The sequence below is a fragment of the Ruegeria sp. genome (assembly GCF_965243365.1).
Taxonomy (GTDB): domain Bacteria; phylum Pseudomonadota; class Alphaproteobacteria; order Rhodobacterales; family Rhodobacteraceae; genus Ruegeria.
The window spans coordinates 121812-144067 of record NZ_CBDEUW010000002.1; the positions used below are offsets into that span (position 1 = coordinate 121812).

Genomic DNA, 22256 nt, shown 5'->3' on the forward strand with positions numbered 1-22256 from the left:
TGAGCCATGGGCCGTCTGTTAAAGTTCCTGCTATATGTCATCTGCCTGTGCTTTATCGGGTTGGTGGGATATGCCTATCTGGGGCCGTTCTTCGGAGTGGATTTTTCGGCCCCGCAAAGTGAAATCCGTGAACCGGTCATCCTGAATGCCGATTAGAACCGCCCTTTTGGCGATCGTACTGGCAGGCGGAGCGCAGGCGCAGTCCTCGGAACCGCTGTCAGTAATCGATTGGCTGTCTTCCCCGCCCGAGAACTTGCCGAGCACTGTCCTGTTGGAACCACCGGTAACGCAAACCGGGCTGCAGCCGGATGTATCGGTCACACCGCTGGAAGCATTGTCGCCGCCGCTGGGGCTGGTTTCTTCATCAGTAACAGGCCTGCCGGTAGATCTTTGGCGGCGGAGCGAGCCGTCGCGGCTGGCCGAGTTGATCAAGCGGGTGCGGGTCAAAGACAGCCCGGCCATGCAGCGGCTGTTGTTTACCCTGCTGCTGTCTGAAGCGCGCCGGCCCGCAGACCCCGATGAACCGGATGCGCTTTTGATGGCGCGGCTGGATCGGTTGATGCAATTGGGTGCGGCTGACCCGGTTCAGTCTCTGGTACAACTGGCTGGCCCAACGGACACTCAAGACCGGTTCAAACGCTGGTTCGATGCAACCCTTCTGACCGGGGATGAAGACCGCAGCTGTACGGCCCTGATCGCACAACCGCATTTGTCGCGGGATTACGCCGCGCAGATTTTCTGCAAGGCACGGCGCGGCGATTGGACATCAGCCGCGCTGACCCTTGAGGCCGCGCATGCACTGCAGGTCCTGCCGCAAGAAGAACTGGATGTGCTGGACCGTTTTCTGAGCCCTGAGCTGTTTGAAGACGCAGCTTACCTGCCGCAACCTGACGATCCCAGCCCTTTGACGTTCCGGCTGTTCGAAGCAATTGGCGAGCGCCTACCCACTGCCTCTCTGCCCCGCGCTTATGCGAATGCAGACCTGCGCGATGTGGCCGGGTGGAAAGCTCAGATCGAAGCCGCCGAGCGCCTGACCCGGATCGGAGCCCTGACACCGAACCAACTGCTAGGGCTATATACCGAGCGCAAACCCGCGGCGTCCGGCGCTGTGTGGGATCGAGTGGCAGCTATTCAACGCTTTGACGGGGCACTGCAACCTGACAATCCCGAAGGTGTTGCGAAGACCTTGCCCAAGGCGTGGAAGCAGATGCGCAGCGTTGGGCTGGAAGTACCCTTTGCCGAGCTATTCGCGCAGCGGCTATCGGCGGTCCCTCTGGCCGACCCCGAAGCGGAAAATCTGCGCTGGCGGATTCTGATGCTGTCGGAGTTGTACGAAGATGCGGCGTTGGACGCTCCGAAAGGGTCCGATAACAATCACTTCCTTGCCGCTCTTGCGCAAGGTGATCCGGGCCGTGCGCGTTCTCCTTCCCCATTGGCTGACGCGATTGCCGAAGGGTTCGCCTGGGCCGCGCCTGTTCCCCCGGATATCGATGCGTTGCTGCAAAACGAGCAGTTGGGTGAAGCGGTTCTGGAGGCGATGACGCTGTTTGCCCATGGCGCACGCGGCAATCTGGTTGATCTGACTGCGGCCATTGCTGCGTTCCGTCGCGTCGGGCTTGAGGACACGGCGCGGCGCGCATCGCTGCAATTGATGATCCTGAACGGAACCTGACCCGTGTCGGCGCCCGCAACGCAGGATCTATGGATTTCCACCTTCCTCGAAGCACAGGCGGCCGAGCTTGGTGCGGCGACCAACACTTTGCTGGCCTACGGGCGCGATCTGAAAGATTTCTCAGGTTGGCTGGATCGGCACAAATCTTCTTTCGCCACTGCCGAACGGGATCAGATCGAAGGCTACCTGATCGATTGCGACGCCGAAGGGTTGGCCCGGTCCACCCGCGCACGGCGTTTATCGGCGATCAAGCAAATTTATCGTTTTGCGTTCGAAGAGGGTTGGCGCGACACCAATCCTGCCATTCAGATTAAGGGCCCGGGTCGGCAAAAGCGCCTGCCCAAAACTCTGGATGTGCCCGAGGTCGACCGGCTGCTGAACGCTGCGCGCCAAACCGGGCGTAATACGACGGAGAAGGTGCGAAACACCTGCCTGATGGAACTGCTTTACGCCACAGGCATGCGTGTGACCGAGCTTGTGTCGCTGCCGGTTTCATCAGCGCGGGGTGATCCGCGCATGTTGCTGGTTCTTGGCAAAGGCGGCAAAGAACGGATGGTGCCGCTGTCGCCGCCTGCTCGTGAAGCCTTGGCCGCCTGGCTTAGCCTCAGGGACGAGGCCGAGGAACAGCATGTCACCAATGGCGGGCAGCGGTCGCGCTTTCTGTTCCCGTCTCGGGGAAAATCCGGCCACCTAACGCGGCACATGTTTTTTCACCTGATCAAGGAACTTGCGGTTCAAGGTGGGGTTTCACCTGAAAAGGTAACACCGCACACGCTGCGCCATGCCTTTGCAACGCATCTTCTGGCCAATGGGGCCGATTTGCGGTCGATCCAGACGTTGCTTGGTCATGCCGACGTGGCGACCACGGAAATCTACACGCATGTTCTGAACGAAAGACTGTCAGAACTGGTGCTAGAGCATCACCCGCTGGCGAAAGACCCTGTCGAAAAGGGCTAACCCCTTGATCCGGCGGGGCCGCACCCCCATAACGAATGCAGTTACACCAACAACTAAGGACCGATGGAACCCTCACCTTCTCTGATCGACGGCGCATTCTGGATTACCACAGGCGCCATTTTGCTATTGCTCGTCCTGTCGGGCTTTTTCTCGGGTTCTGAAACGGCGTTGACGGCCTCCTCTCGCGGGAAGTTGCGGGCGCAGGCGGACAAAGGGTCCCGCGGGGCGCAAAAGGCGCTGGATATCACCGATGACAATGAACGTCTGATCGGCTCGGTTCTGCTGGGCAATAACCTGGTCAACATTCTGGCCGCATCGTTGGCGACCGCGCTGTTCACGCGCCTGTTCGGTGAAAGCGGTGTTGCGCTGGCGACGCTGGTGATGACCCTGCTGGTTCTGATCTTTGCCGAGGTTTTGCCCAAGACCTACGCCATTACCAACGCTGAAAAAGCGGCCTCGGCCGTCGCGCCGGTGATCGGTGTGGTTGTGACAGTATTCTCGCCAATCGTCGCTGCGGTTCGCCTGCTGGTGCGGGGCGTGTTGCGCATCTTTGGCGTGAGGATCGACCCGGACAGCAACATCCTTGCCGTGCGTGAAGAAATCGCCGGGGCGCTTCAACTGGGGCATTCCGAAGGCGTGGTCGAAAAGGAAGACCGGGACCGTATTCTGGGAGCGCTTGATCTGGGTGACCGTGCGGTGGAAGAGATCATGCTCCACCGCTCGAACATCGAAATGATCGATGCCGATGCGGCACCCGAGGCGATTTTGAAACAATGTCTGGAAAGCCCCCATACCCGCCTGCCCGTTTTTCGGGATGAACAGGAGAACATTGTGGGCGTCGTCCATGCCAAAGACCTGTTCCGCGCCATGTACGCAAAAGTCGGTAGCAGCGATGGAGATACGGAAAGGCTGAAGAACTTTGACATCTCCAGGGTGGCCAACGATCCGTATTTTGTTCCGGAAACTACCACTCTGGATGACCAGATGCGCGAGTTTCTACGGATGCACAGCCACTTTGCGCTGGTGGTGGACGAATACGGCTCGTTGCGCGGGTTGATCACGCTCGAGGATATTCTTGAGGAAATCGTGGGCGAGATTGCCGACGAATTCGACATCGAGGAAGAAGTCCCGGTGACGCGCACGGAAGACGGCCAGTATCTGGTCGAAGGGGCCATGACCATTCGCGACGTGAACCGCGCCATGGACTGGTCGTTGCCTGATGAAGAGGCCAACACGCTGGCCGGGCTGGTGATACACGAGGCTCAGATGATCCCGGTCGTGGGTCAGGTGTTTTCGTTCCACGGCTTCCGATTTGAAGTAACATCGCGCGAAGGCAATAGGATTACGGGTCTTAAAATCCGCCCCTTGTAACTGGCCCTTCAAGTCAAAGGAAAAGGCGCCCCCAAAATGGGGCGCCGGTTCCGTTTTCAGGGATTATGCAAACCAGGTGTGGCTGGCAACGTAGCCATCCATCAGGTCACCGTTCGCATGTGCGCTCCAGCCAGTCACCTTGTCCGAATACCCGTCGATGAACTGGTTGAACATCGGATTGATCAGACCGCCCTCTTCCCAAACGATACGGGCCATCTGGCCGTAAATCTCTTTCCGCCTGGTTTCGTCCAGTTCGGCCCGGGCTTTCAGCAGCAGGGCGTCGAACTCTTCATTCTTGAAGCGGGTGTCGTTCCAGTCCGCGGTGGACAGGTAGCCAACCGACCACATCTGATCCTGTACCGGGCGACCGCCCCAGTAGGACGCGCAGAACGGCTTATTATTCCATACTTCCGACCAGTAGCCGTCCGCGGGCTCGCGCTGAATTTCCAGTGGAATGTCAGCCTCTTGCGCCGAAAGCTGAAACAGCTGCGCTGCATCGACCGCCCCGGCAAAGGCACCGTCCGAGACGTGCAGAACGATGGGCGATCCGTCATGTCCCGATGCCTTGTAATGCTCGGCCGCTTTGGCCAGATCGAACTGGCGTTGCTCCATTGTATCATCGAACAGCGGATAGGCTTCGTTGATCGGAATGTCATTTCCGACCGAGCCATAACCGCGCAACACCTTGTCCACTAGTTCTTCGCGGTTGATCGCGTATTTCAGAGCCAGTCGCAGGTCTTTGTTGTCGAACGGCGCCGTGTCGCAATGCATGACAAAGATGTAATGCCCCCGGCCCGAAGTTGCGTTGACAGTGACACCCGGTGCACGGCTAAACAGTTTGGCGGTGCGTGGCGGAACGATGTTGATAGCGTGCACCTGACCGGCCTGCAGTGCGGCAGAACGTGCGGTATCGTCGTTCAGCACTAGAATCTCATGGCTGTCGAAATGGCCAACACTGTCATCCCAGTGATTGGCAAACTTCTCGAACCCGTAGCGTATACCGGGCTCGTCCGCGACAACCTTGTAAGCACCGGTTGAAATACCCTCAGCGGGGTTATCCATACCGCCCCCTGGCTGCATGATCAGGTGGTAGTCCGACAGCAGATACGGCAGGTCAGCGTTCGGAGTGACCAGCGTGACGACAACATCGTCCCCGTCTACGCGCACATCCTCGATCCCGCGCATGATGCCAAGGGCACCGGACTGCGACTCTTCGTTCGAGTGGCGCGCCAGTGTTAGCTGCACATCCTCGGGGGTCAGGGTTTTACCGTTGTGGAATTCCACACCTTTACGGATACGGAAGTGCCAGATTTTACCATCTGCCGACGCTTCCCAGCTTTCGGCAATGCTCGGCGCAAGACCACCATCTGCGGTGACAACGGTCAGGGTATTGCCGAAGGCCCGCAGCGCTTTGGCGGTAACATGCGACGCAGACAGGGCTGGATCCAGCGTATTTGTGCTTTCGCCACCTTTCAGGCCCAGAATGAAGTGGCCACCTTTCTTCGGAGTATCCGCCAGGCCGGATTCCGCCCAGATCAGGTTGGCCGCTGCGGCGCTCAAACCCAGCGCACCGGCCTTGGCCATGAATTCACGGCGGCTCAGCGACTTGGGTGTCAGGTCAAACTTGCTCATGTTGCTTCCTTGCAAAGTGGTTTGTCGGGTCGAATTCCCGCGGCTGTTAGTTCGATTCTGTAACAAGTGTGTGACCGTTTTTGCCCGAGTTTGACGGATACTGAGGTTTTTTCATTACGACATACTTTGTCGCATTTGGCGTTGCATAACGGGTACCCCTGACCAGACTGGTAAAAAGCACCCAAGGGAGATTTCCATGAAGCTTGAGACCCGCGTGGCCGTCATTGGCGGAGGTGTTGTCGGCTGCTCCGTCCTCTATCACCTGACCAAGCTGGGCTGGCCGGATGTGATGCTGCTGGAGCGGTCCGAACTGACCAGCGGCTCGACCTGGCACGCGGCGGGCGGGTTTCACACACTGAACGGCGACACCAACATGGCGGCGCTGCAGGGCTATACGATCCGGCTGTATAAAGAGCTGGAAGAGATCACCGGCATGTCCTGCGGGTTGCACCATGTCGGCGGGGTGACTCTGGCTGACAATCAGGATCGGTTTGATATGCTGCTGGCCGAACGCGCCAAGCACCGTTTCATGGGGCTAGAGACCGAGATCGTTGGCCCGGATGAGATCAAGAAGATTGCGCCGATCACCAACACCGATGGCATTATCGGCGCGCTCTATGATCCACTGGACGGGCATTTGGACCCTTCAGGAACAACGCATGCCTATGCCAAGGCCGCGCGGATGGGTGGCGCGACAATTGAAACCCATTGCATGGTGCGCGAGACCAACCAGCGCCCCGACGGGACGTGGGACGTGGTCACCGACAAAGGCACGATCCACGCAGAGCATGTTGTCAACGCCGGTGGCCTCTGGGCGCGCGAGGTCGGTGCGATGGCCGGAGTCTATTTCCCTCTGCATCCGATGGAGCATCAGTATCTTGTGACGGACTCGATCCCGCAGATCGAGGCGATCATCGACGCTGGTGGTGAACACCCGCATGTGATGGACCCGGCGGGCGAAAGCTATCTGCGGCAGGAAGGGCGCGGCCTGTGCATCGGGTTCTACGAGCAGCCCTGCAAACCGTGGGCAGTGGACGGCACCCCGTGGGAGTTCGGTCACGAGTTGCTGCCGGATGACTATGACAAAATCACGGACAGCATCGAATTTGCCTACAAGCGCTTTCCGGTTCTGGCCGAAGCCGGGGTGAAATCCGTGATCCATGGCCCGTTTACCTTTGCACCAGATGGGAACCCTCTGGTCGGGCCGGTGCCGGGGATGCGCAACTATTGGTCGGCCTGCGGTGTGATGGCCGGGTTCAGTCAGGGCGGCGGCGTTGGTCTGACCTTGGCGCAATGGATGATCGAGGGCGAGCCCGAGCGCGACGTGTTCGCCATGGACCTGGCCCGATTCGGCGACTGGATCAGCCCCGGTTACACCCGCCCCAAGGTGGTCGAGAATTATCAAAAACGGTTCAGCGTTGCCTACCCGAACGAGGAACTGCCCGCCGCCCGCCCAAACCGCACGACGCCGATGTACGACATCTTCACCGATCTCGGCGCGGTTTGGGGGCAGCAATATGGGTTGGAGGTTCCGAACTATTTCGCACAGGGTGATGAGCCGGGCTATGAGACACCGTCCTTCCGCCGCTCGGACGCGTTCGACGCTACCGGGCGCGAGGTGCGTGCCGTGCGCGAAAGTGTGGGCATCAATGAGGTGCACAATTTCGGTAAGTATCGCATCACCGGCCCGAGCGCGCGGGCTTGGTTGGATCGGATCATGGCCGGTCGCATCCCGAAACCGGGTCGCTTGTCCCTGACCCCGATGCTCTCGCCCAAGGGCAAGCTGATCGGGGACTTCACGGTCTCTTGTCTGGGTGAGGACGAGTTCCAGCTGACCGCCTCGTACGGCAGTCAAGCCTTTCACATGCGCTGGTTCCAACAGAATACCGAAGACGGTGTAAGCGTTGAAAACAGCAGTGACCGTTTGAACGGGTTCCAGATTGCCGGTCCAAAGGCGGCGCAGGTTCTCATGGCCTGTACTCGCGACGATATCTCGGACCTAAAATTCCTGGATGTCCGCCGAATGACCGTTGGCCTGACCGACTGCATCGTCCAGCGCGTTAGCTATACAGGCGATTTGGGCTATGAGATCTATTGCGATCCGATGGCCCAGCGGCAGCTATGGTGGACCTTATGGGAGGCCGGGCAACCGCATGGAATGGTACCCTTTGGCATGCGCGCGATGATGAGTCTGCGGCTTGATAAGTTTTTTGGCTCGTGGATGCGGGAATTTTCACCCGACTACACGGCTGCAGAAACCGGACTGGACCGGTTTATCTCCTTCTCCAAGAATGCTGACTTCATTGGACGGGCGGCAGCCGAGGCCGAGCGCGCCTCTGGTGCAACTCGCACTCTGGTCGCGTTCGAGGTTGACGCCGATGATGCGGACGTCAACGCCTATGAACCCATTTGGCTGGACGGCAAGGTCGTTGGTTTCTGCACTTCGGGCGGATACTCGCACCATGCGCGGAAATCCGTCGCAATGGGCTTTCTGCCCGCAAACAAGGTGGCAGACGGATTGCAGGTCGAGATCGAAATCCTCGGTCAGATGCGCCCTGCCCGCGTGATATCGGCCCCATTGTTTGACGCGGATGGCGCGCGCATGCGGGGATGACTTGACCACCCCAACACGGCATGGTGACGGCATGTCAGGTATTGCCGTTATTCTTCTGGCCGCTGGCCAATCGCGCCGAATGGAAGGGCGCGACAAGCTTATGGAATCCGTCGACGGCATTCCGTTGCTGCGGCGTTCGGCTTTGCGTGCAATGGACGTCGGGCCGGTTGTTGTCGCCCTGCCCCCGGCACCTCATCCACGGTTCGTTGCGTTGGATGGTTTGGATGTCCAAGCTGTAGAAGTCCCAGACGCCGATGAAGGCATGAATGCCAGCCTGCGGTGTGGATTGCTTTGCGTGCCGTCAGATGCGCGCGCCGCCATGGTCTTGCTGGCGGATCTGCCGGAACTTTCAGCAGGTGATCTGATAACCGTGCGGCAGTCAGTTTACGACAATCCTGACAAGTTGATTTGGCGTGGTGCCACAAGCGACGGCAAGCCGGGTCATCCGGTTGTCTTTGACCGGTCACTGTTTCCACATCTGTCAGAGCTGACAGGCGATGGGGGGGCACAGTCCGTCGTCAGAGCGCACCGGGATAGGCTGCATCTCGAACGCCTTCCAAATCAACACGCCCTGCTTGATCTGGATACGCCAGACGATTGGGCACGTTGGAGGGCCGCGCAGAGCGAATAGCAGGACCGGCCCAAAAGAACGCGGCCCGGTCGGTTAAGACCGGGCCGCGTGCCCTAAATCAAGACTACCACTTTCACCAATCCCGAGCGCGCTGTCAGACCACCTTATCGGTTATCCAAATTTCACCGCCGAACCTAAACAAGACCCCCTCGTTAACAAGCAGCTCAACGCGTCGGTAATCAAAATATGCCTCCGACACCCCCTAGTGTCTCGGGCCCCCCTCGATTGGGCAAGATCATCGTCCCCCATTAGATGCGTCCAAACAATGTAAAATTGGAAGAAACGGTTAATTTTAGCGACGGCGGCCTTGTTTTTTCGCAACATCGATCACTCTGATACTCTACTCATGGTTGCGCACCTCATGCACTGAGAGAGCCGTAAAATGTCCGCTTTTTTATCGAAATTCCCTAAAAACATGAGTTCCAAAGGGTCTAAGCGAAATTCCGCGCAAAGGGAAAAAACATCCACACCACCTAAAGATGATTAGATTTCCAATCGCGCACGGGGCAATTTCTTTGTTATACTGCTTTGACTGAATTGCCCTGAGTGTTTTTGAGTGGGCGATTCAAATTGTCACATGGCCGGATGGGTTTTGATCTGTCTGTCTCTGTGCATGTCAAACTTCGCAACCGTTTCGTTGACAGATGACGAGCGCGCCGCGCTTGAAATGCTCTGTCGTCGTCGCAAGGTTGAAGCCTTGGTCTGGAAGCGTGCGCGGGCTTTTATACTGCTGGATGCAGGTTATGACCCCAAGATTGTTTGCGAGATATTGGACATCGGGCCTTCAGTTCTGATGGAATGGCGTTTTGCCTATAAAGCTGACGGTCTCGCATTCTTTGGCCTGAAGGATTACAGCCCGCGCGAGGGGCACCTGTCATTCCCTCAGGAAGAGGCGGTGAAAGAACATTTCAGCGAGCATCCGGCCCGCTGTGTCGATGAAATCCGCGCTTATATTCTGGCCGAGTTTGGTCAGAGCTACTGTCGTTCTGGTGCCTCAAAGCTGATGCGACGTTTGGGATTCGAGTACAAAAAGCCTCTCGCGCTTTCCGCGCAAGCCGATCCAGACCAGCAGCAGGCATTTATCGACTGGTACGAGGCGCTGATGACCGCCCTGTCGCCGGATGAGGCGGTTGTGTTTTCGGACGCCGTACACCCCGAATATCAGAGCCGCCCCGCGCATGGCTGGTTTCCCAAAGGGCAAAAGACCGCTGTGAAAACCACATCAGGTCGCAAGCGGCTCAACATTCAGGGGGCGCTCAATCTTGAAACCTTCCAGTTCACCTTCGTGGAGGGCGAGAAGATCAATGCCGAAACGACCCGGCAAATGCTGGAAAAGATCGAACAAAGCTACCCCACGAAGACCGCAATTCACGTTATCCTCGACAATGCGCGCTACCATCATGCAAAGATACTCACACCATGGCTGGAAAGCCCGGAGCGGCGCGTGAAATTGCACTTCTTGCCCTCATACGCCCCACATCTCAACGCGATCGAACGACTTTGGGGCATCATGCACAAATGGGTCACGCACAATCAGCATTACCCCAGCTTTGCCGCGTTCACCGTCGCCATATTCGAGTTCTTCCGAAAAACGCTGCCCGAAAACTGGACCAAATTCCGAGACACCGTTACCGACAATTTCCGCGTCGTAGCGACCCAAAACTACAAGGTGATCTGAGCAACAACATTCAGGTCAATTCGGTCGCGGGAGTATAACAAAAATGATTCAATTCAACACTTTTCCAAAATCTTAGGCATTCTCGGCAACAATCCACCGATTCGAGTGACGCAGATCAGCGTGATTCTGTGCATTCGGCCCTGTTTCCGCGAAGTTGCATGAACAGAAAGTGGCAAAATTAAGGTTTCTTAATCCGCGCCTCAGAAACTCCAAAGACTGTTGCGGCATCTCCTGTGCACAAGCGCGGGTGAAACCGCCAAACACAGACAGGAGTCATTATGAGCATCCGCAAATCCTCTTTGCTTTTCCCGCGTACGTCGAACTGGATCGGCGTCGGAGCCTTGGGCGCCGCCATGCTGGCCACCACCGCCCTACCCTCGATGGCGGACGAAGCATTGGCCGATCTGGTCGAAACCGTATCGCCGTCGGTTGTCACCATCATCGCCGAGCAGACAGCGACCCCCGTCCAGGGACAGGAGTTCGATTTTGAAGGCCACCCGTTCGGAGAATTCTTCAAACGTTTTGGTGGTCCTGAAGGTTTTAACATGCCGCAGCGTGGCCCGAGCCAGGGGCTGGGATCGGGCTTCGTTCTTGATGAGGCCGGATACATCGTCACCAACCATCACGTGGTCGACAACGCCAGCACCGTCACCGTCCGCCTGAGCGACGACCGCACCTTTGACGCGGAAATCGTGGGAACCGATCCGCTGACGGATATCGCCGTTCTCAAGATTGATGCGGGCGAAAACCTGCAAGCGGTCGATATGGGCGACAGCGATGTCATCCGCGTGGGTGAGGATGTTGTGGCCATCGGCAACCCGTTCGGCCTCAGCTCGACCGTGACCACCGGGATCGTCTCTGCCAAGGGGCGCAATATCTCGGAGGGGCCCTACGCTGAATTCATCCAAACCGATGCGGCCATCAACAAGGGCAACTCGGGCGGCCCGCTGTTCAATATGGAGGGCGAAGTGATTGGCGTGAACTCGGCGATCTATTCTCCCAGCGGCGGGTCTGTTGGACTTGGCTTTGCCGTGACGTCGAACATTGTCGAACATATCGCTGCCGATCTGCGCGATGACGGTCAGGTCAGCCGCGGCTGGCTGGGCGTTTCGATCCAGACCGTCAGCCCGCAACTGGCTGCGGCCATGGGGATCGACGCAGCAACTGGTGCGCTGGTCTCGGACGTGATCGCCGACAGCCCGGCTGATGGCGTACTGAAACAGGGCGACGTGATCCTCTCGTTCAATAACGAAGCGGTCGAGTCTAGCGGCGATCTGCCCATTCTGGTCGGAACAACCAAGGCCGGGACCGACAGCACCCTGACCATCCTGCGCGACGGGAAAGAACAGCAGATCGAACTGACCGTTGGTCAGCATCAATCTGCCGCTGCTGAGGCCGACACAGTGGTCGAGGATAAATTCGCCGACAGCGCGCTGGGTGTCACGGTTGCACCCTTGACCGAGGCCGCGCGCGCAGAAATGGGCGTGAATGACACCGTGAACGGTGTGGTCGTGACCGAATTGCAGCCTGAAAGCCCCGCAGCAAAGGCGGGCCTGCAACGTGGTGACGTGATCGTCCGACTGGGCAATCAGGACGTCGAAACACCTGACGCCCTGCAGTCCGCGTTGGACAGTGTCGAATCTGACCCGGCGCTGGTGCTGATCAACCGCGGCGGTAACCAGATCTTCGTCGCGGTCGAGCTCGCCTAAACCCCCAGCGCGTACCTTAGATGGGGAAACAAGGTACGTGCCTTCCGGTTGGCATGGTTTGTCCACATGCCGCCGGGACGGCCGGGTGCGGCATCGCACCCGGCATGTTTTTTTTAACGACCATCTGTGGTTAAATCCCCAATGAAAGGAAATCCGTGCATGAGTAGACGTCTGCTGATCGTTGAGGATGACGCCGACACCCGCGACTTCATCGCCAAAGGCTTTAGTGAGGAAGGTTATGTGGTCGAAGCCGCCGCCGATGGGCGTGAGGGATTGTACCACGCGACCGACGGTGGGTTTGATGCTATCGTGCTGGATCGGATGTTGCCGGGGCTGGACGGGCTTTCTCTGATAAAGTCCATGCGGGCCGCCGGGCTGAAGACACCGGTTTTGATGCTGACCGCGATGAGCGCGGTGGATGAACGGGTCAAAGGCCTGCGCGGGGGCGCGGATGATTATCTGGTCAAGCCGTTTTCCTTTCAGGAACTGCATGCGCGGATCGAGGCCTTGCTGCGACGCCCGCAGGAATCCGAGGAAACCCCCACCCTCACCTGCCGTGATCTGGAAATGGATCTGCTGACCCGCAAAGTCACACGCGGCGGTCGGGAAATCACCCTGACCCCGCGCGAGTTTCAGATTCTGGAATTCTTCCTGCGCCGCAAAAACCGCGTCATCTCGCGGACCATGCTGCTGGAAGGCGTGTGGGATTATCATTTCGACCCCAATACCAACGTGGTCGATGTTCATATATCCAAACTGCGCAGGCAGTTGGACGAAGACGGAGCCGCACCGTTGATCGAGACGGTCCGAGGGGCAGGATACATGGTCTCGGATGGGTAAACTGCGCCTGTCGCTTCGAAACGCGCGCACGCGGCTGGTATTGGCCAGCATGGTCCTCAGCACATTGCTGACGGCAACCGTGCTGGCCATGGTTTATGTTACGGCGAACCGGACAATTTCGGGCGAAACCCGCTCGGTCGTGTCGGCGGAGCTGACCGGGTTGGCCGATGAATACGAACGGCGCGGCCTGATCGGATTGATGACCGCAATCGAGCGGCGCCTGCCAAGCGCGCCCGAGCGGGACGCTGTCTATCTGCTGACGGATCGCTTGGGCAATCGGTTGGCTGGCAATCTGATCGGGTGGCCCGAGGGAATTACTGCTGGCAGTGGATGGGTCGAGCTGAGTTTGCGAAAGGTCGACACGGATGATCTGGTGCCCATTTCCGCAGCCTCAGTTCGTTTGCCCGGCGGCGAACGCCTGCTGGTCGGACGCGATGCTTTGGCCCGATTGCAATTCGATCGGGTGCTTCTGCGATCGGTCGGTTTGGCCCTGATCGCCGCCTTTGCTTTAAGCCTTCTGACCGGATGGCTGCTGACGCGTCTGGTGTTTTCACGCCTTAGGGACATCGCGGATACTGCAGACGACATTGTATCGGGCGACCTGTCCCACCGGATGCCGATAAGGGGAACCGGTGACGAGTTCGATCAGGTTGCCGGCACGCTCAACAACATGCTGGACCGGATAGAAGAGCTGATCAGTAACCTTCGCACCACCTCGAATTCCATCGCGCATGATCTGCGCTCTCCCTTATCGCGCCTGCGGCAGCGGATCGAGGCTCTGGCCGAGCCGGGGAAAACCGATCAGGAGCGCGAAGTCGATACCGCCCGCGCAACGGTTGAGATCGACCATCTGCTGCGCGTCCTCAGCCAGTTGACCGAAATCTCACGAGCCGAAGCAGGATTGGGCCGCGAACAGTTCGAACCCGTGAACCTGCTGCAATTGGTTGCCGATGTGGTCGAACTATATGAACCCGTTGCCGCCGATCAGGGAATTCGGCTTGAGGTGACGGGCACGGCCCAACCTATTCAGGGTCATCGTCCGCTTTTGTCGCAGGCCCTGTCCAACTTGTTGGAAAACGCCATGCGCTACGCCCCTGCGGGCACAACAATCACGATCGCCATTGCCGAGGACGGGCCATTTGCCCTACTCAGCGTGCGGGATCGCGGGCCCGGAGTGCCCGAAGCCGATCTTCCCCGCCTCGAGTTGCCCTTCGTTACGCTGGACCCGGCGCGCACCCAGCGCAATGCAGGCCTTGGGCTGGCATTGGTCGCCGCGATCTCGCACATGCACGGAGGCACGTTCAAGGCCCGCAATTGCCAGCCCGGGCTAGAAACAACACTGCAACTGGCCCAATAGCCCTAGTCGGGAATACCATTGATTGCCATATTCTTGTTTTTATAACGTTTATCTTCGGTCACATCGGAACCGAACCAAGGCGGCGGCGTGAACTGCTGCGCTTCGTTCTCAGAGGAAAACTCGACCTCGACCAGGCGCAGCGGCGCCAGATCGCCCTGAAACACATCCAATTCAAAAACCCGGCCGTCGGCCAGCTTGCCGGTGAACCTTTCCTTCTCTACCCTACGCCCCTCAGTCTCGGGCCAGAAGGTTTCAAACTGCTTAGCCGAGATCTCAGCCTCTCGCTCCACCCGCACCAGCGAGCCGCCGCCTTTTAGCGTTAGGAAATAAGTATCGTTTTTCTGACGCAGACGCAGTTCAGTCGAATCATCCGGGGCGGTCAGATAGCCCTGTCGGACAACGGCCCGATCCGCGCCTGTCAAATCCGGCAAAGCTGCTACAAGGAATTTGCGTTCGATTTCCGTAGTCATTTGGTCGGGGCCACTCTGTTCTCCAACTCATTGAAAAGTGCCTTATAGGCGGCACCTGCAGCGCTGTTCTTGGCATAAACCTGCACCGGCGCACGATGCAGACCCATCCGCTCGATATCAGCAGCAAAGGGGATCAACGTCGTCAGAAAGCGCTTGCGATACTGTTCGCGCATGGTCCGCATCGTCTCGCGATGCAATGTTTTGCGCCTCTGCACCATCGAAAAGAAAGCCCGCAGCTTTTTCTTGGGCAGCTTCCTGTCATCGAAGAAAGTAACCAGCTGTTCAAACGTCCGTTCCGACAAGGTGCTGGGAATAACGGGCACTACAATCACATCCGCCGCCTTGAAGATGTTTTCGGACAGGGTGGAAAAATTGGGCGGGCAGTCCAGAAGGATCACGTCATAGTCGCTGCCAACCGACGCCAACGCCTTTTTCAAGCGCGACCGTTTGTTACGCATGCGGGACAGGAACACGTCGAAATCCCGGTAGGTCAGGTTCGCGGGCAAAACATCAAGGCCGTCAAAATCACTGGCGCGGATGGATTTGGTGAAGCGTTTGACGTCCTCAAAAAATCGGCCCTCGGTCAGTCTCTTTGATGGCTTTATTCGCAGGTAAAACCCAGACGCACCTTGAGGGTCCAGATCACACAGCAAAACCCGTTTACCCGCCAGTGCGTAGGCATGCGCCAAATTCACCGAGGTTGACGTTTTTCCGACGCCGCCCTTGTTGCTGTAACAGGCAATGACCTTCATTCCTCAGTCCTCCGACGCGTGAAACAAGCTTTGGAACAGGCGGCGGATTTTGGGGCTGTCAAAATGCTCGAAATTCGCAACAACCCGGTCACGCTCTGCCTGTTGTCGTTGGCTCAGCACAGCGATCAGTCCACCGGCCGCCATGGCAAGCTGTCCGTTCGTCTGTCCTGCTCGGGTGGTTGTCTGATTGATCAGGTCCAGCAGCGCCTCTTGCTGGACCGAGCAGTCGTTGAAATTGCCCAGGTTATCCTGAAGCTTTTTCAATGGCTTGATGATGATTTTGAAAGCGGCTTTATCAAACAACGGCGCGAAGAATTCCATCAAATAGCGCAGTTTCTTGCAATGGATGCGCAGTTCGTGCACCACATCATCCGGCGTTTCCCGAGAAATACTACGGGCCAGTTTGCAGACCTTGCGATACCGTTTCCAGATCAGCGCCCGGGCATAGTCATAGGCACCTGTTTCAGCAGTCGGACCCGCCTCAAGGTTTCGATGATCCTGAAACTCCTCGCTCAGAGCCTGCATAGCGTGCTTGTAGGAAGCGCTGCGAAACCGGCGCGACAGTTTCGCCCGTTCTTTGCGGCGTTCCGTTTCGAAGCGGCTAAACATCTCCTCCAAACCAGCATGAAGAGATTGCGGTACAAGGCTGAAATAATTATCTTTCTCAAGAAGGTGGACATCCAGATCACGCAGGCGTCCCGTTGGTGCCATATGGTCTGAAAATATCCGTTTAAGGCGCGCAGTCAGGTCATCGGAATACACACCCTTGAACAGGCTTAGGACCGATCGAACCCGACGCAGCGAGATCCTGTAGTCGTGCAGAAACTCGGTATCTATGTCAGCGACCACTCCGGCTTCGTTCTGACGTGCAACATCAAGGAAGGTGCGAATGATATCGGTTGCGGCCTGAATGGCGGGTTCGTTCTTTCCCAGTTGGACGCTCGGCTTTGCCTGATACACTTTCTGGTCAGGAAAGAGTAAAGTAAATACAGCGCCTAAATCGGCATTCTTAACGCAGTTCAGGCTCAGTGCAGCACAGGATTTTTCAAATTCACCGCCGTACCCCCGCAGACGTTCCAACTGCACCAGTGTCACCTGCCTCGCATCAGAGGTCAGTGTTATCGCCACACCCCGCACCACGGTTTTCTGAAGATCATCCAGAATGACAATCGCGTTTTGTTCAAACACACCTGCGCCAACTTCAATAAGCGCCCGCAATCTTGGAAAATCGCTAAGGGCCGCACGAACCGGACCGTCGGGCAATTCCTGCACAAAGCGCCCTTTTCCCGCGGCGCGCTGCACGCAAACCTGTCCGTCCTCCTGAAACAGACGCAGCATGCCGCCACTTTCGATCAATATGCGCCCACAGGAGCTTAAAGACTGATCGTGGCAATCAAGAATTCGGAAAGCCTTTGACGTACGTTCCACTTCAACTTGCCCGGTCAACCCCTTGGGCAAGCGCGAGATATCAAGCGCATCGATAGCCCCGTTGAGCACAAGAAAACCGTTTAATTTGCGCGTCATGACTTGCCCTTTCGAGGCGCGCCCAGATACTCATTCACCAGTCTTTCGACAATCTTTTGGACGCTGGTCCCTTCTTCGATCGCACGAATTTTCAACGCTTTGAGGGTTTTTCCTTCCAGACGCAAAGACGTGTTTGTCTTGCCTTTGCCAGGTTTGCCACCACCTTCCCTGTCCTTGGACATCCCCACCTCCATGACAGCATGACGTCATGAAATTGCGCTTTGGCTGCGATATCAAGCCCTTTGGAAGCTGACCCAACGGAAACCGAAGGTGACAGTGAAAGGTAACGGCGTTAAGACAAAAGCATGTCCGATCCGGTCTCATCCATCCGAAATCTTGGCCCAGCCTTCGAACAGGCCTGTACCCGCGCGGGCATTCATTCGGCGCAACAGTTGCGCGATCTTGGGCCTGATGCAGCTTACGCCCGGCTGTTGCAAGCCGGGACAAAACCTCATTTCATCGGGTATTACGTGCTGGTCATGGGATTACAGGGGCGCCCCTGGAATGACTGCAAAGGCGAAGAGAAAAAGGCCTTGCGTCAGCGCTTTGATACTCTCAAAGCGCAGGTGCGGGCGACGCCGCAATCCCAGATGATCTCAGATCTGGACGCCGTGGGCGTTCGTGTTACACAGGATGATTTGAAGCAGCTTTGAACAAAAAAGGCCGCCCTGAAACCGGAGCGGCCCTAAGTCACTTCACGGACGGCAAATTAGCCGACCAGCTCGATGCCCGAGAAGAAGTAGGCAATCTCGACAGCGGCAGTCTCGGGTGCGTCCGAACCATGGACCGAGTTTTCGCCAACCGATTCAGCAAACTCGGCGCGGATGGTGCCGGGGGCTGCGTCTGCAGGGTTGGTTGCGCCCATGACTTCACGGTTCTTGGCAATGGCGCCTTCGCCTTCCAGAACCTGAACAACAACCGGTGCCGACGACATGAATTCGCACAGTTCGTCATAGAACGGACGCTCGGCATGGACGTCATAGAACTTGCCTGCCTGAGCTTTGGTCATGTGAATGCGCTTTTGTGCCACGATGCGCAGGCCAGCTTCTTCGAACTTGGCGTTGATTTTGCCAGTCAGGTTGCGGCGGGTTGCATCGGGTTTGATGATCGAGAATGTGCGTTCCAGTGCCATGTCGGCCTCTCCTTACAATGTGGCGCGAGATGCGCGCCGAAATCCATCGCGCGCCGCCTAACATGGTATTTGCTTCAAGAAAAGTGGAATGATGCCTAAGCGTTCAGATCGTGTCTGGCAGTGGCTCTTGCCGATCCACCCGGCGAACGTAAAGCACAGCAAGCAGGCCAATGAAACTGCTGCCGCACATCATGCTGAGCACCAGAAAGGGGCCGTTCTCGGGGCTGACAAACGCACCGGTCATCGAGGTCAGTATCGCGCCCAGCGCAACGATCATTGCCCCGGACAACCCTGCCGCGCTGCCTGCCAGCTTGGGGCGGACCGACATGACGCCTGCGGAGGCATTGGCGTTGGTCAGCCCATTTCCAAACCCGACGCAGATGGCCGAACCAAAGAACACCCAAACCGAACCCAGACCGGCGATAAACAGTATCAAGCCAAGAAATGGCCCGGTCGACGCGATAATGCGGCCAATCAGGATCATCGTCGTCAGCCGCGTATGCGCCGCGATGCGCCCGGTAATGAAGTTACCGACCATAAAGCCTCCGGTGATGATGCCAATACCCAGCCCTAACATCGCCGGGCTCAGGTCAAACCACGCAGCGGCTACAAGGGGTGCGCCTGTTATAAAGCTGAAGAACCCTCCGATGGAAAAGGCCGCGCACAGGGCATAGCCCCAGAAACGGCGGGACCGGAACAGATGCGGGTATTCCCGAAGTTGAGCCGCGAAGGTCGAAGATCGGTTGGTATTGGTCTCACCCATGTCAGCCCAGAGCAGTATCAGCAGCCCTGCCCCAAGCACCGAGTACAGTACAAATCCGGCACGCCAGCCAAACAGCATATCCAGCGCGCCGCCCAGCATCGGCCCCAGCATAGGTGCCAGCGCCATGGCCATTGCGACATATCCCAGTTTGCTGGCCGCTTCGTTGGGTGGATACTGATCACGGATCGAGGCACTGGACAGCACAGGCCCCGCAACAACCGCCGCTTGTATCATTCGAAATCCCAGGAAAACCCAGATCGTCTCGGCCAGCACGCAACCGATCGAGGCGGCCACGAATATTGCCATGCAGATCAACAGGATCGGTCGACGCCCAAACCGATCCGACAGCGGCCCCATGATCAGTTGCAAAACTGCCGAGACAGCCAGATACCCGGCAACCGACAGATTCACGAGGCCATAATCCACCTGAAAATCCACGCTCATACGTGTCAGGGACGGCAGGAACATGTTCAGCGACAGTACCGACAGCGCAGTAGCAAAGATCAGTGTGATCAAAGATGGAGGCGTTTGGGCCGCGCGCATGGTGAAATCCGGTTCAGAAAAGCAAACGACACAGCGCTAACACATTGCCCGGCGCTTGAACATGCCAAGCCGCTGGCGGCTGCATCTCGGCTCTGCTAAGAGCGGTCCATGTTACGGATCGAAGACATCACTTATGCCGTTGAAGGCCGCCCCCTGTTCGAGGGGGCCAGTGCGACGATTCCCGATGGCCACAAGGTCGGCCTTGTGGGTCGGAATGGCACCGGCAAGACCACCCTCTTCCGCCTGATCCGGGGCGAACTGGCGCTGGAATCGGGCAACATCTCGGTCCCCAAGCGCGCCCGGATTGGTGGGGTGGCGCAAGAGGTTCCCTCGTCCGATGTGTCGCTGATCAACACCGTGCTGGCCGCCGATACGGAACGCAGCGCGTTGATGGCCGAGGCTGAAAATGCCGAAGATCCCGCGCGGATTGCCGACATCCAGACCCGTCTGGCCGACATCGACGCCTGGTCGGCTGAAGCGCGTGCGGCCTCGATCCTCAAAGGGCTGGGGTTCGACGATGAGGACCAGTTGAAGCCGTGCGCCGATTTCTCGGGCGGCTGGCGGATGCGCGTGGCTCTAGCGGCGGTGCTGTTTTCTCAGCCCGATCTGCTGCTGCTGGATGAACCGACCAACTATCTGGACCTCGAAGGCGCGCTGTGGCTGGAAAGCTATCTGGCGAAGTATCCGCACACGGTCATTATCATCAGCCACGACCGCGGGCTGTTGAACCGTGCCGTGGGATCGATCCTGCATCTGGAGGACCGCAAACTTACCTATTACGCGGTGCCTTACGACAAGTTCGCCGAGCGCCGTGCGGAACGTCTGGCGCAGGCCGAATCCGAGAACGCCAAGGCCAAGGCCCGCATCGCCCATTTGCAAAGCTTCGTAGACCGCTTCCGCTACAAAGCCTCCAAGGCCGTGCAGGCTCAGTCGCGTCTGAAAATGATCGAACGCATCCAACTGGTCTCGACCCCGCAAGAGGCCGCGTTGCGCGCGTTTTCGTTTCCTGAACCCGAGGAACTGTCGCCCCCGATCATCCAGATCGAAGGCGGAATCACCGGATATGGCGAAACTGAAGTGCTGCGCCGCCTGAACCTGCGTATCGATCAGGACGACCGGATCGCCCTGCTGGGCAAGAACGGTCAGGGCAAATCGACCCTGTCCAAGCTGCTGTCGGATCGCCTGCCCCTGATGGCAGGCAAGATGACCCGCAGCAACAAGCTACGCATCGGTTACTTCGCGCAGCATCAAGTCGATGAACTGTATGTAGACGAAACCCCTCTGGACCACCTGCGCCGCCTGCGCCCTGATGAGGCTCCGGGCAAGTGGCGTTCACGTCTGGCTGGGTTTGGCCTGAACGCAGACCAGGCGGAAACCGAGGTCGGGCGGCTGTCGGGTGGCCAGAAAGCGCGCCTGTCGCTTCTGATCGCCACCATCGACGCGCCGCATATGCTGATCCTCGACGAGCCGACCAACCATTTGGATATCGAAAGCCGCGAGGCTCTGGTCGAGGCTCTGACCGCCTATTCCGGCGCGGTTGTGCTGGTCAGCCACGATATGCACCTGTTGTCTCTGGTCGCGGATCGCTTGTGGCTTGTTTCCGATGGCACGGTGAAACCTTTTGAGGATGATCTGGAAGCCTATCGCGCCTTGCTGCTTGCCCGCGACAAGCCGGTGAAGGCAAAGCTGCAGACGGCAAAGCCCAAGCGCCCCTCGCGCGAAGCAATGCTGGCCCTGCGCTCTGATTTGCGTAAATGCGAGGATCGGATTGAAAAGCTGACGGATATGCATGAAAAGCTATCGGCCAAACTGGCCGATCCCGCATTGTATGAAGACGACAAGATTAACGATCTTGAAACCTGGAACCGAAAATTCGCCGAAGTGACCGAAGCCATGCAAAAAGCCGAATCCCTTTGGGTTGCCGCCGCCGAACGGCTTGAGCAGGCAGAGACAGCAGCATGATTGACACCGCTTTCCTGATTACCGCATTCACAACTCTTTTCGTGGTCCTCGACCCGCCGGCTCAGGCGCCGATTTTCGTAGCGTTGACCCAAGGCATGGACGCGCACACGCGCCGGTCTATTGCGATCCGGGCCTGTCTGACCGCAGGCTGCATCCTGACCTTGTTCGCCGCTTTTGGCGAAGCCCTTCTGGGGTTCATCGGTATCTCGATGGCCGCGTTCCGGGTCGCGGGTGGCGTTCTGCTGTTCCTGACCGCTCTGGACATGCTGTTTGAGCGCCGCACCAAGCGGCGGGCAAACAGTGCCGAAGAAGAGGAACATCCGGACCCTTCGATCTTTCCTCTGGCAATCCCTTTGATTGCGGGCCCAGGCTCGATTGCGACGATGATCCTGCTGGCAGGCCAGCAACCCGGCCTTCAGGGTCTGGGTCTGGTTGTTGGCATGATGCTGGTCGTGCTGGCCATGGTGTATGTGGTATACCTGTCCTCGGGCGGTATTGCGCGCCTTCTTGGCAAAACCGGGCTGAATGTGTTGACGCGTCTGCTAGGCATGCTGCTGGCTGCTTTGTCGGTTCAGTTCATCCTTGATGGCCTCAAGGCCTTTGGATTCGCAGCCTGAATTCCCATATTGGGAAGATGAAAGCATTATTC

General features: G+C 58.0%; 20 protein-coding genes. 13 read left to right on the forward strand and 7 right to left on the reverse strand.

Annotated features, from left to right (window positions below):
* Positions 1–6 precede the first annotated feature (6 nt).
* From ACP0GE_RS04325 to ACP0GE_RS04340, 4 genes are all read left to right on the forward strand, one after another.
* Positions 7–156 (forward strand): hypothetical protein, encoded by a 150-nt coding sequence (locus ACP0GE_RS04325; protein WP_424830770.1) that lies wholly within the window; start codon positions 7–9, stop codon positions 154–156.
* Positions 146–1672, forward strand: coding sequence for a hypothetical protein (locus ACP0GE_RS04330; RefSeq protein ID WP_424830771.1), 1527 nt, complete (start codon positions 146–148; stop codon positions 1670–1672). Before ACP0GE_RS04325 ends, ACP0GE_RS04330 begins: the two co-directional genes overlap by 11 nt.
* A gap of 3 nt (positions 1673–1675) precedes the next feature.
* Complete coding sequence (locus ACP0GE_RS04335) at positions 1676–2629, forward strand: site-specific tyrosine recombinase XerD (RefSeq protein ID WP_424830772.1); 954 nt, start codon at positions 1676–1678, stop codon at positions 2627–2629.
* Positions 2630–2692: 63 nt separating this feature from the next.
* Entirely contained in the window at positions 2693–4000 is a 1308-nt protein-coding gene (locus tag ACP0GE_RS04340) for an HlyC/CorC family transporter (protein WP_424830773.1), read from the forward strand.
* Positions 4001–4063: 63 nt separating this feature from the next.
* Here ACP0GE_RS04340 and ACP0GE_RS04345 read toward each other — a convergent pair whose 3' ends face one another.
* On the reverse strand, positions 4064–5632 hold the full coding sequence (locus tag ACP0GE_RS04345) for an ABC transporter substrate-binding protein (protein ID WP_424830774.1): 1569 nt from the start codon (positions 5630–5632) through the stop codon (positions 4064–4066).
* A 196-nt stretch (positions 5633–5828) separates the two neighbouring features.
* On the opposite strand from ACP0GE_RS04345, the gene ACP0GE_RS04350 reads away from it, so the two are divergent.
* The 6 genes from ACP0GE_RS04350 (at position 5829) to ACP0GE_RS04375 (ending at position 14461) form a co-directional block, all read left to right on the forward strand.
* Positions 5829–8246 carry a GcvT family protein gene (locus ACP0GE_RS04350; RefSeq protein ID WP_424830775.1) on the forward strand — a complete coding sequence of 806 codons (2418 nt, stop codon included), beginning with the start codon at positions 5829–5831 and terminating at the stop codon, positions 8244–8246.
* Between the two features lie 31 nt (positions 8247–8277).
* Positions 8278–8877: a nucleotidyltransferase family protein gene (locus ACP0GE_RS04355; RefSeq protein ID WP_424833807.1), complete on the forward strand. Its 600-nt coding sequence runs from the start codon at positions 8278–8280 to the stop codon at positions 8875–8877.
* A 613-nt stretch (positions 8878–9490) separates the two neighbouring features.
* Entirely contained in the window at positions 9491–10555 is a 1065-nt protein-coding gene (locus ACP0GE_RS04360; RefSeq protein WP_424830776.1) for an IS630 family transposase, read from the forward strand.
* Between the two features lie 278 nt (positions 10556–10833).
* On the forward strand, positions 10834–12264 hold the full coding sequence (locus tag ACP0GE_RS04365; protein ID WP_424830777.1) for a DegQ family serine endoprotease: 1431 nt from the start codon (positions 10834–10836) through the stop codon (positions 12262–12264).
* Between the two features lie 159 nt (positions 12265–12423).
* Entirely contained in the window at positions 12424–13104 is a 681-nt protein-coding gene (locus tag ACP0GE_RS04370; RefSeq protein WP_424830778.1) for a response regulator transcription factor, read from the forward strand.
* Positions 13097–14461: a sensor histidine kinase gene (locus tag ACP0GE_RS04375; protein ID WP_424830779.1), complete on the forward strand. Its 1365-nt coding sequence runs from the start codon at positions 13097–13099 to the stop codon at positions 14459–14461. The genes ACP0GE_RS04370 and ACP0GE_RS04375 overlap by 8 nt, the downstream gene beginning before the upstream one ends.
* A 2-nt stretch (positions 14462–14463) precedes the next feature.
* Here the strand turns inward: ACP0GE_RS04375 and ACP0GE_RS04380 are convergent, their stop codons facing one another.
* The 4 genes from ACP0GE_RS04380 to ACP0GE_RS04395 are packed head-to-tail and all read right to left on the reverse strand — an operon-like array spanning position 14464 to position 17389.
* The gene (locus tag ACP0GE_RS04380) at positions 14464–14931 is read right to left on the reverse strand and encodes a CYTH domain-containing protein (RefSeq protein ID WP_424830780.1); all 468 of its coding nucleotides are present in this window, start codon (positions 14929–14931) and stop codon (positions 14464–14466) included.
* Positions 14928–15683 carry a ParA family protein gene (locus ACP0GE_RS04385; protein ID WP_424830781.1) on the reverse strand — a complete coding sequence of 252 codons (756 nt, stop codon included), beginning with the start codon at positions 15681–15683 and terminating at the stop codon, positions 14928–14930. Before ACP0GE_RS04385 ends, ACP0GE_RS04380 begins: the two co-directional genes overlap by 4 nt.
* A 3-nt stretch (positions 15684–15686) precedes the next feature.
* Entirely contained in the window at positions 15687–17207 is a 1521-nt protein-coding gene (locus tag ACP0GE_RS04390; protein ID WP_424830782.1) for a CHAD domain-containing protein, read from the reverse strand.
* Complete coding sequence (locus ACP0GE_RS04395) at positions 17204–17389, reverse strand: hypothetical protein (protein WP_424830783.1); 186 nt, start codon at positions 17387–17389, stop codon at positions 17204–17206. Before ACP0GE_RS04395 ends, ACP0GE_RS04390 begins: the two co-directional genes overlap by 4 nt.
* Positions 17390–17512: 123 nt before the next feature.
* Between ACP0GE_RS04395 and ACP0GE_RS04400 the strand changes: the two genes are divergently transcribed.
* Positions 17513–17860 (forward strand): TfoX/Sxy family protein, encoded by a 348-nt coding sequence (locus ACP0GE_RS04400; protein WP_424830784.1) that lies wholly within the window; start codon positions 17513–17515, stop codon positions 17858–17860.
* Between the two features lie 56 nt (positions 17861–17916).
* On the opposite strand, the gene ndk is transcribed toward ACP0GE_RS04400, so the two are convergent.
* Together ndk and ACP0GE_RS04410 are read right to left on the reverse strand one after the other, a co-directional pair.
* Positions 17917–18339: a nucleoside-diphosphate kinase gene (gene ndk, locus ACP0GE_RS04405; RefSeq protein WP_008757405.1), complete on the reverse strand. Its 423-nt coding sequence runs from the start codon at positions 18337–18339 to the stop codon at positions 17917–17919.
* Between the two features lie 103 nt (positions 18340–18442).
* Positions 18443–19645 carry a multidrug effflux MFS transporter gene (locus tag ACP0GE_RS04410; protein ID WP_424830785.1) on the reverse strand — a complete coding sequence of 401 codons (1203 nt, stop codon included), beginning with the start codon at positions 19643–19645 and terminating at the stop codon, positions 18443–18445.
* A gap of 108 nt (positions 19646–19753) precedes the next feature.
* Between ACP0GE_RS04410 and ACP0GE_RS04415 the strand changes: the two genes are divergently transcribed.
* Together ACP0GE_RS04415 and ACP0GE_RS04420 are read left to right on the forward strand one after the other, a co-directional pair.
* Positions 19754–21607: an ABC-F family ATP-binding cassette domain-containing protein gene (locus ACP0GE_RS04415; RefSeq protein ID WP_424830786.1), complete on the forward strand. Its 1854-nt coding sequence runs from the start codon at positions 19754–19756 to the stop codon at positions 21605–21607.
* A complete protein-coding gene (locus tag ACP0GE_RS04420; protein WP_424830787.1) occupies positions 21604–22224 on the forward strand; it encodes a MarC family protein in 621 nt (206 codons plus the stop codon). Before ACP0GE_RS04415 ends, ACP0GE_RS04420 begins: the two co-directional genes overlap by 4 nt.
* Positions 22225–22256: the final 32 nt, after the last annotated feature.

What these genes read in the sequence shown, in the direction of transcription:
- ACP0GE_RS04360 (WP_424830776.1), top strand. Translation starts at nt 9,491, where the DNA reads ATGTCAAACTTCGCAACCGTTTCGTTGACAGATGACGAGCGCGCCGCG.
- ACP0GE_RS04390 (WP_424830782.1), bottom strand. Translation starts at nt 17,207, where the DNA reads ATGACGCGCAAATTAAACGGTTTTCTTGTGCTCAACGGGGCTATCGAT.
- ACP0GE_RS04385 (WP_424830781.1), bottom strand. Translation starts at nt 15,683, where the DNA reads ATGAAGGTCATTGCCTGTTACAGCAACAAGGGCGGCGTCGGAAAAACG.
- ACP0GE_RS04380 (WP_424830780.1), bottom strand. Translation starts at nt 14,931, where the DNA reads ATGACTACGGAAATCGAACGCAAATTCCTTGTAGCAGCTTTGCCGGAT.
- ACP0GE_RS04355 (WP_424833807.1), top strand. Translation starts at nt 8,278, where the DNA reads ATGTCAGGTATTGCCGTTATTCTTCTGGCCGCTGGCCAATCGCGCCGA.
- ACP0GE_RS04415 (WP_424830786.1), top strand. Translation starts at nt 19,754, where the DNA reads ATGTTACGGATCGAAGACATCACTTATGCCGTTGAAGGCCGCCCCCTG.
- ACP0GE_RS04370 (WP_424830778.1), top strand. Translation starts at nt 12,424, where the DNA reads ATGAGTAGACGTCTGCTGATCGTTGAGGATGACGCCGACACCCGCGAC.
- ACP0GE_RS04340 (WP_424830773.1), top strand. Translation starts at nt 2,693, where the DNA reads ATGGAACCCTCACCTTCTCTGATCGACGGCGCATTCTGGATTACCACA.
- ACP0GE_RS04410 (WP_424830785.1), bottom strand. Translation starts at nt 19,645, where the DNA reads ATGCGCGCGGCCCAAACGCCTCCATCTTTGATCACACTGATCTTTGCT.
- ACP0GE_RS04400 (WP_424830784.1), top strand. Translation starts at nt 17,513, where the DNA reads ATGTCCGATCCGGTCTCATCCATCCGAAATCTTGGCCCAGCCTTCGAA.
- ACP0GE_RS04375 (WP_424830779.1), top strand. Translation starts at nt 13,097, where the DNA reads ATGGGTAAACTGCGCCTGTCGCTTCGAAACGCGCGCACGCGGCTGGTA.
- ACP0GE_RS04365 (WP_424830777.1), top strand. Translation starts at nt 10,834, where the DNA reads ATGAGCATCCGCAAATCCTCTTTGCTTTTCCCGCGTACGTCGAACTGG.
- ACP0GE_RS04395 (WP_424830783.1), bottom strand. Translation starts at nt 17,389, where the DNA reads ATGTCCAAGGACAGGGAAGGTGGTGGCAAACCTGGCAAAGGCAAGACA.
- ACP0GE_RS04350 (WP_424830775.1), top strand. Translation starts at nt 5,829, where the DNA reads ATGAAGCTTGAGACCCGCGTGGCCGTCATTGGCGGAGGTGTTGTCGGC.
- ACP0GE_RS04325 (WP_424830770.1), top strand. Translation starts at nt 7, where the DNA reads ATGGGCCGTCTGTTAAAGTTCCTGCTATATGTCATCTGCCTGTGCTTT.
- ACP0GE_RS04330 (WP_424830771.1), top strand. Translation starts at nt 146, where the DNA reads ATGCCGATTAGAACCGCCCTTTTGGCGATCGTACTGGCAGGCGGAGCG.
- ndk (WP_008757405.1), bottom strand. Translation starts at nt 18,339, where the DNA reads ATGGCACTGGAACGCACATTCTCGATCATCAAACCCGATGCAACCCGC.
- ACP0GE_RS04420 (WP_424830787.1), top strand. Translation starts at nt 21,604, where the DNA reads ATGATTGACACCGCTTTCCTGATTACCGCATTCACAACTCTTTTCGTG.
- ACP0GE_RS04345 (WP_424830774.1), bottom strand. Translation starts at nt 5,632, where the DNA reads ATGAGCAAGTTTGACCTGACACCCAAGTCGCTGAGCCGCCGTGAATTC.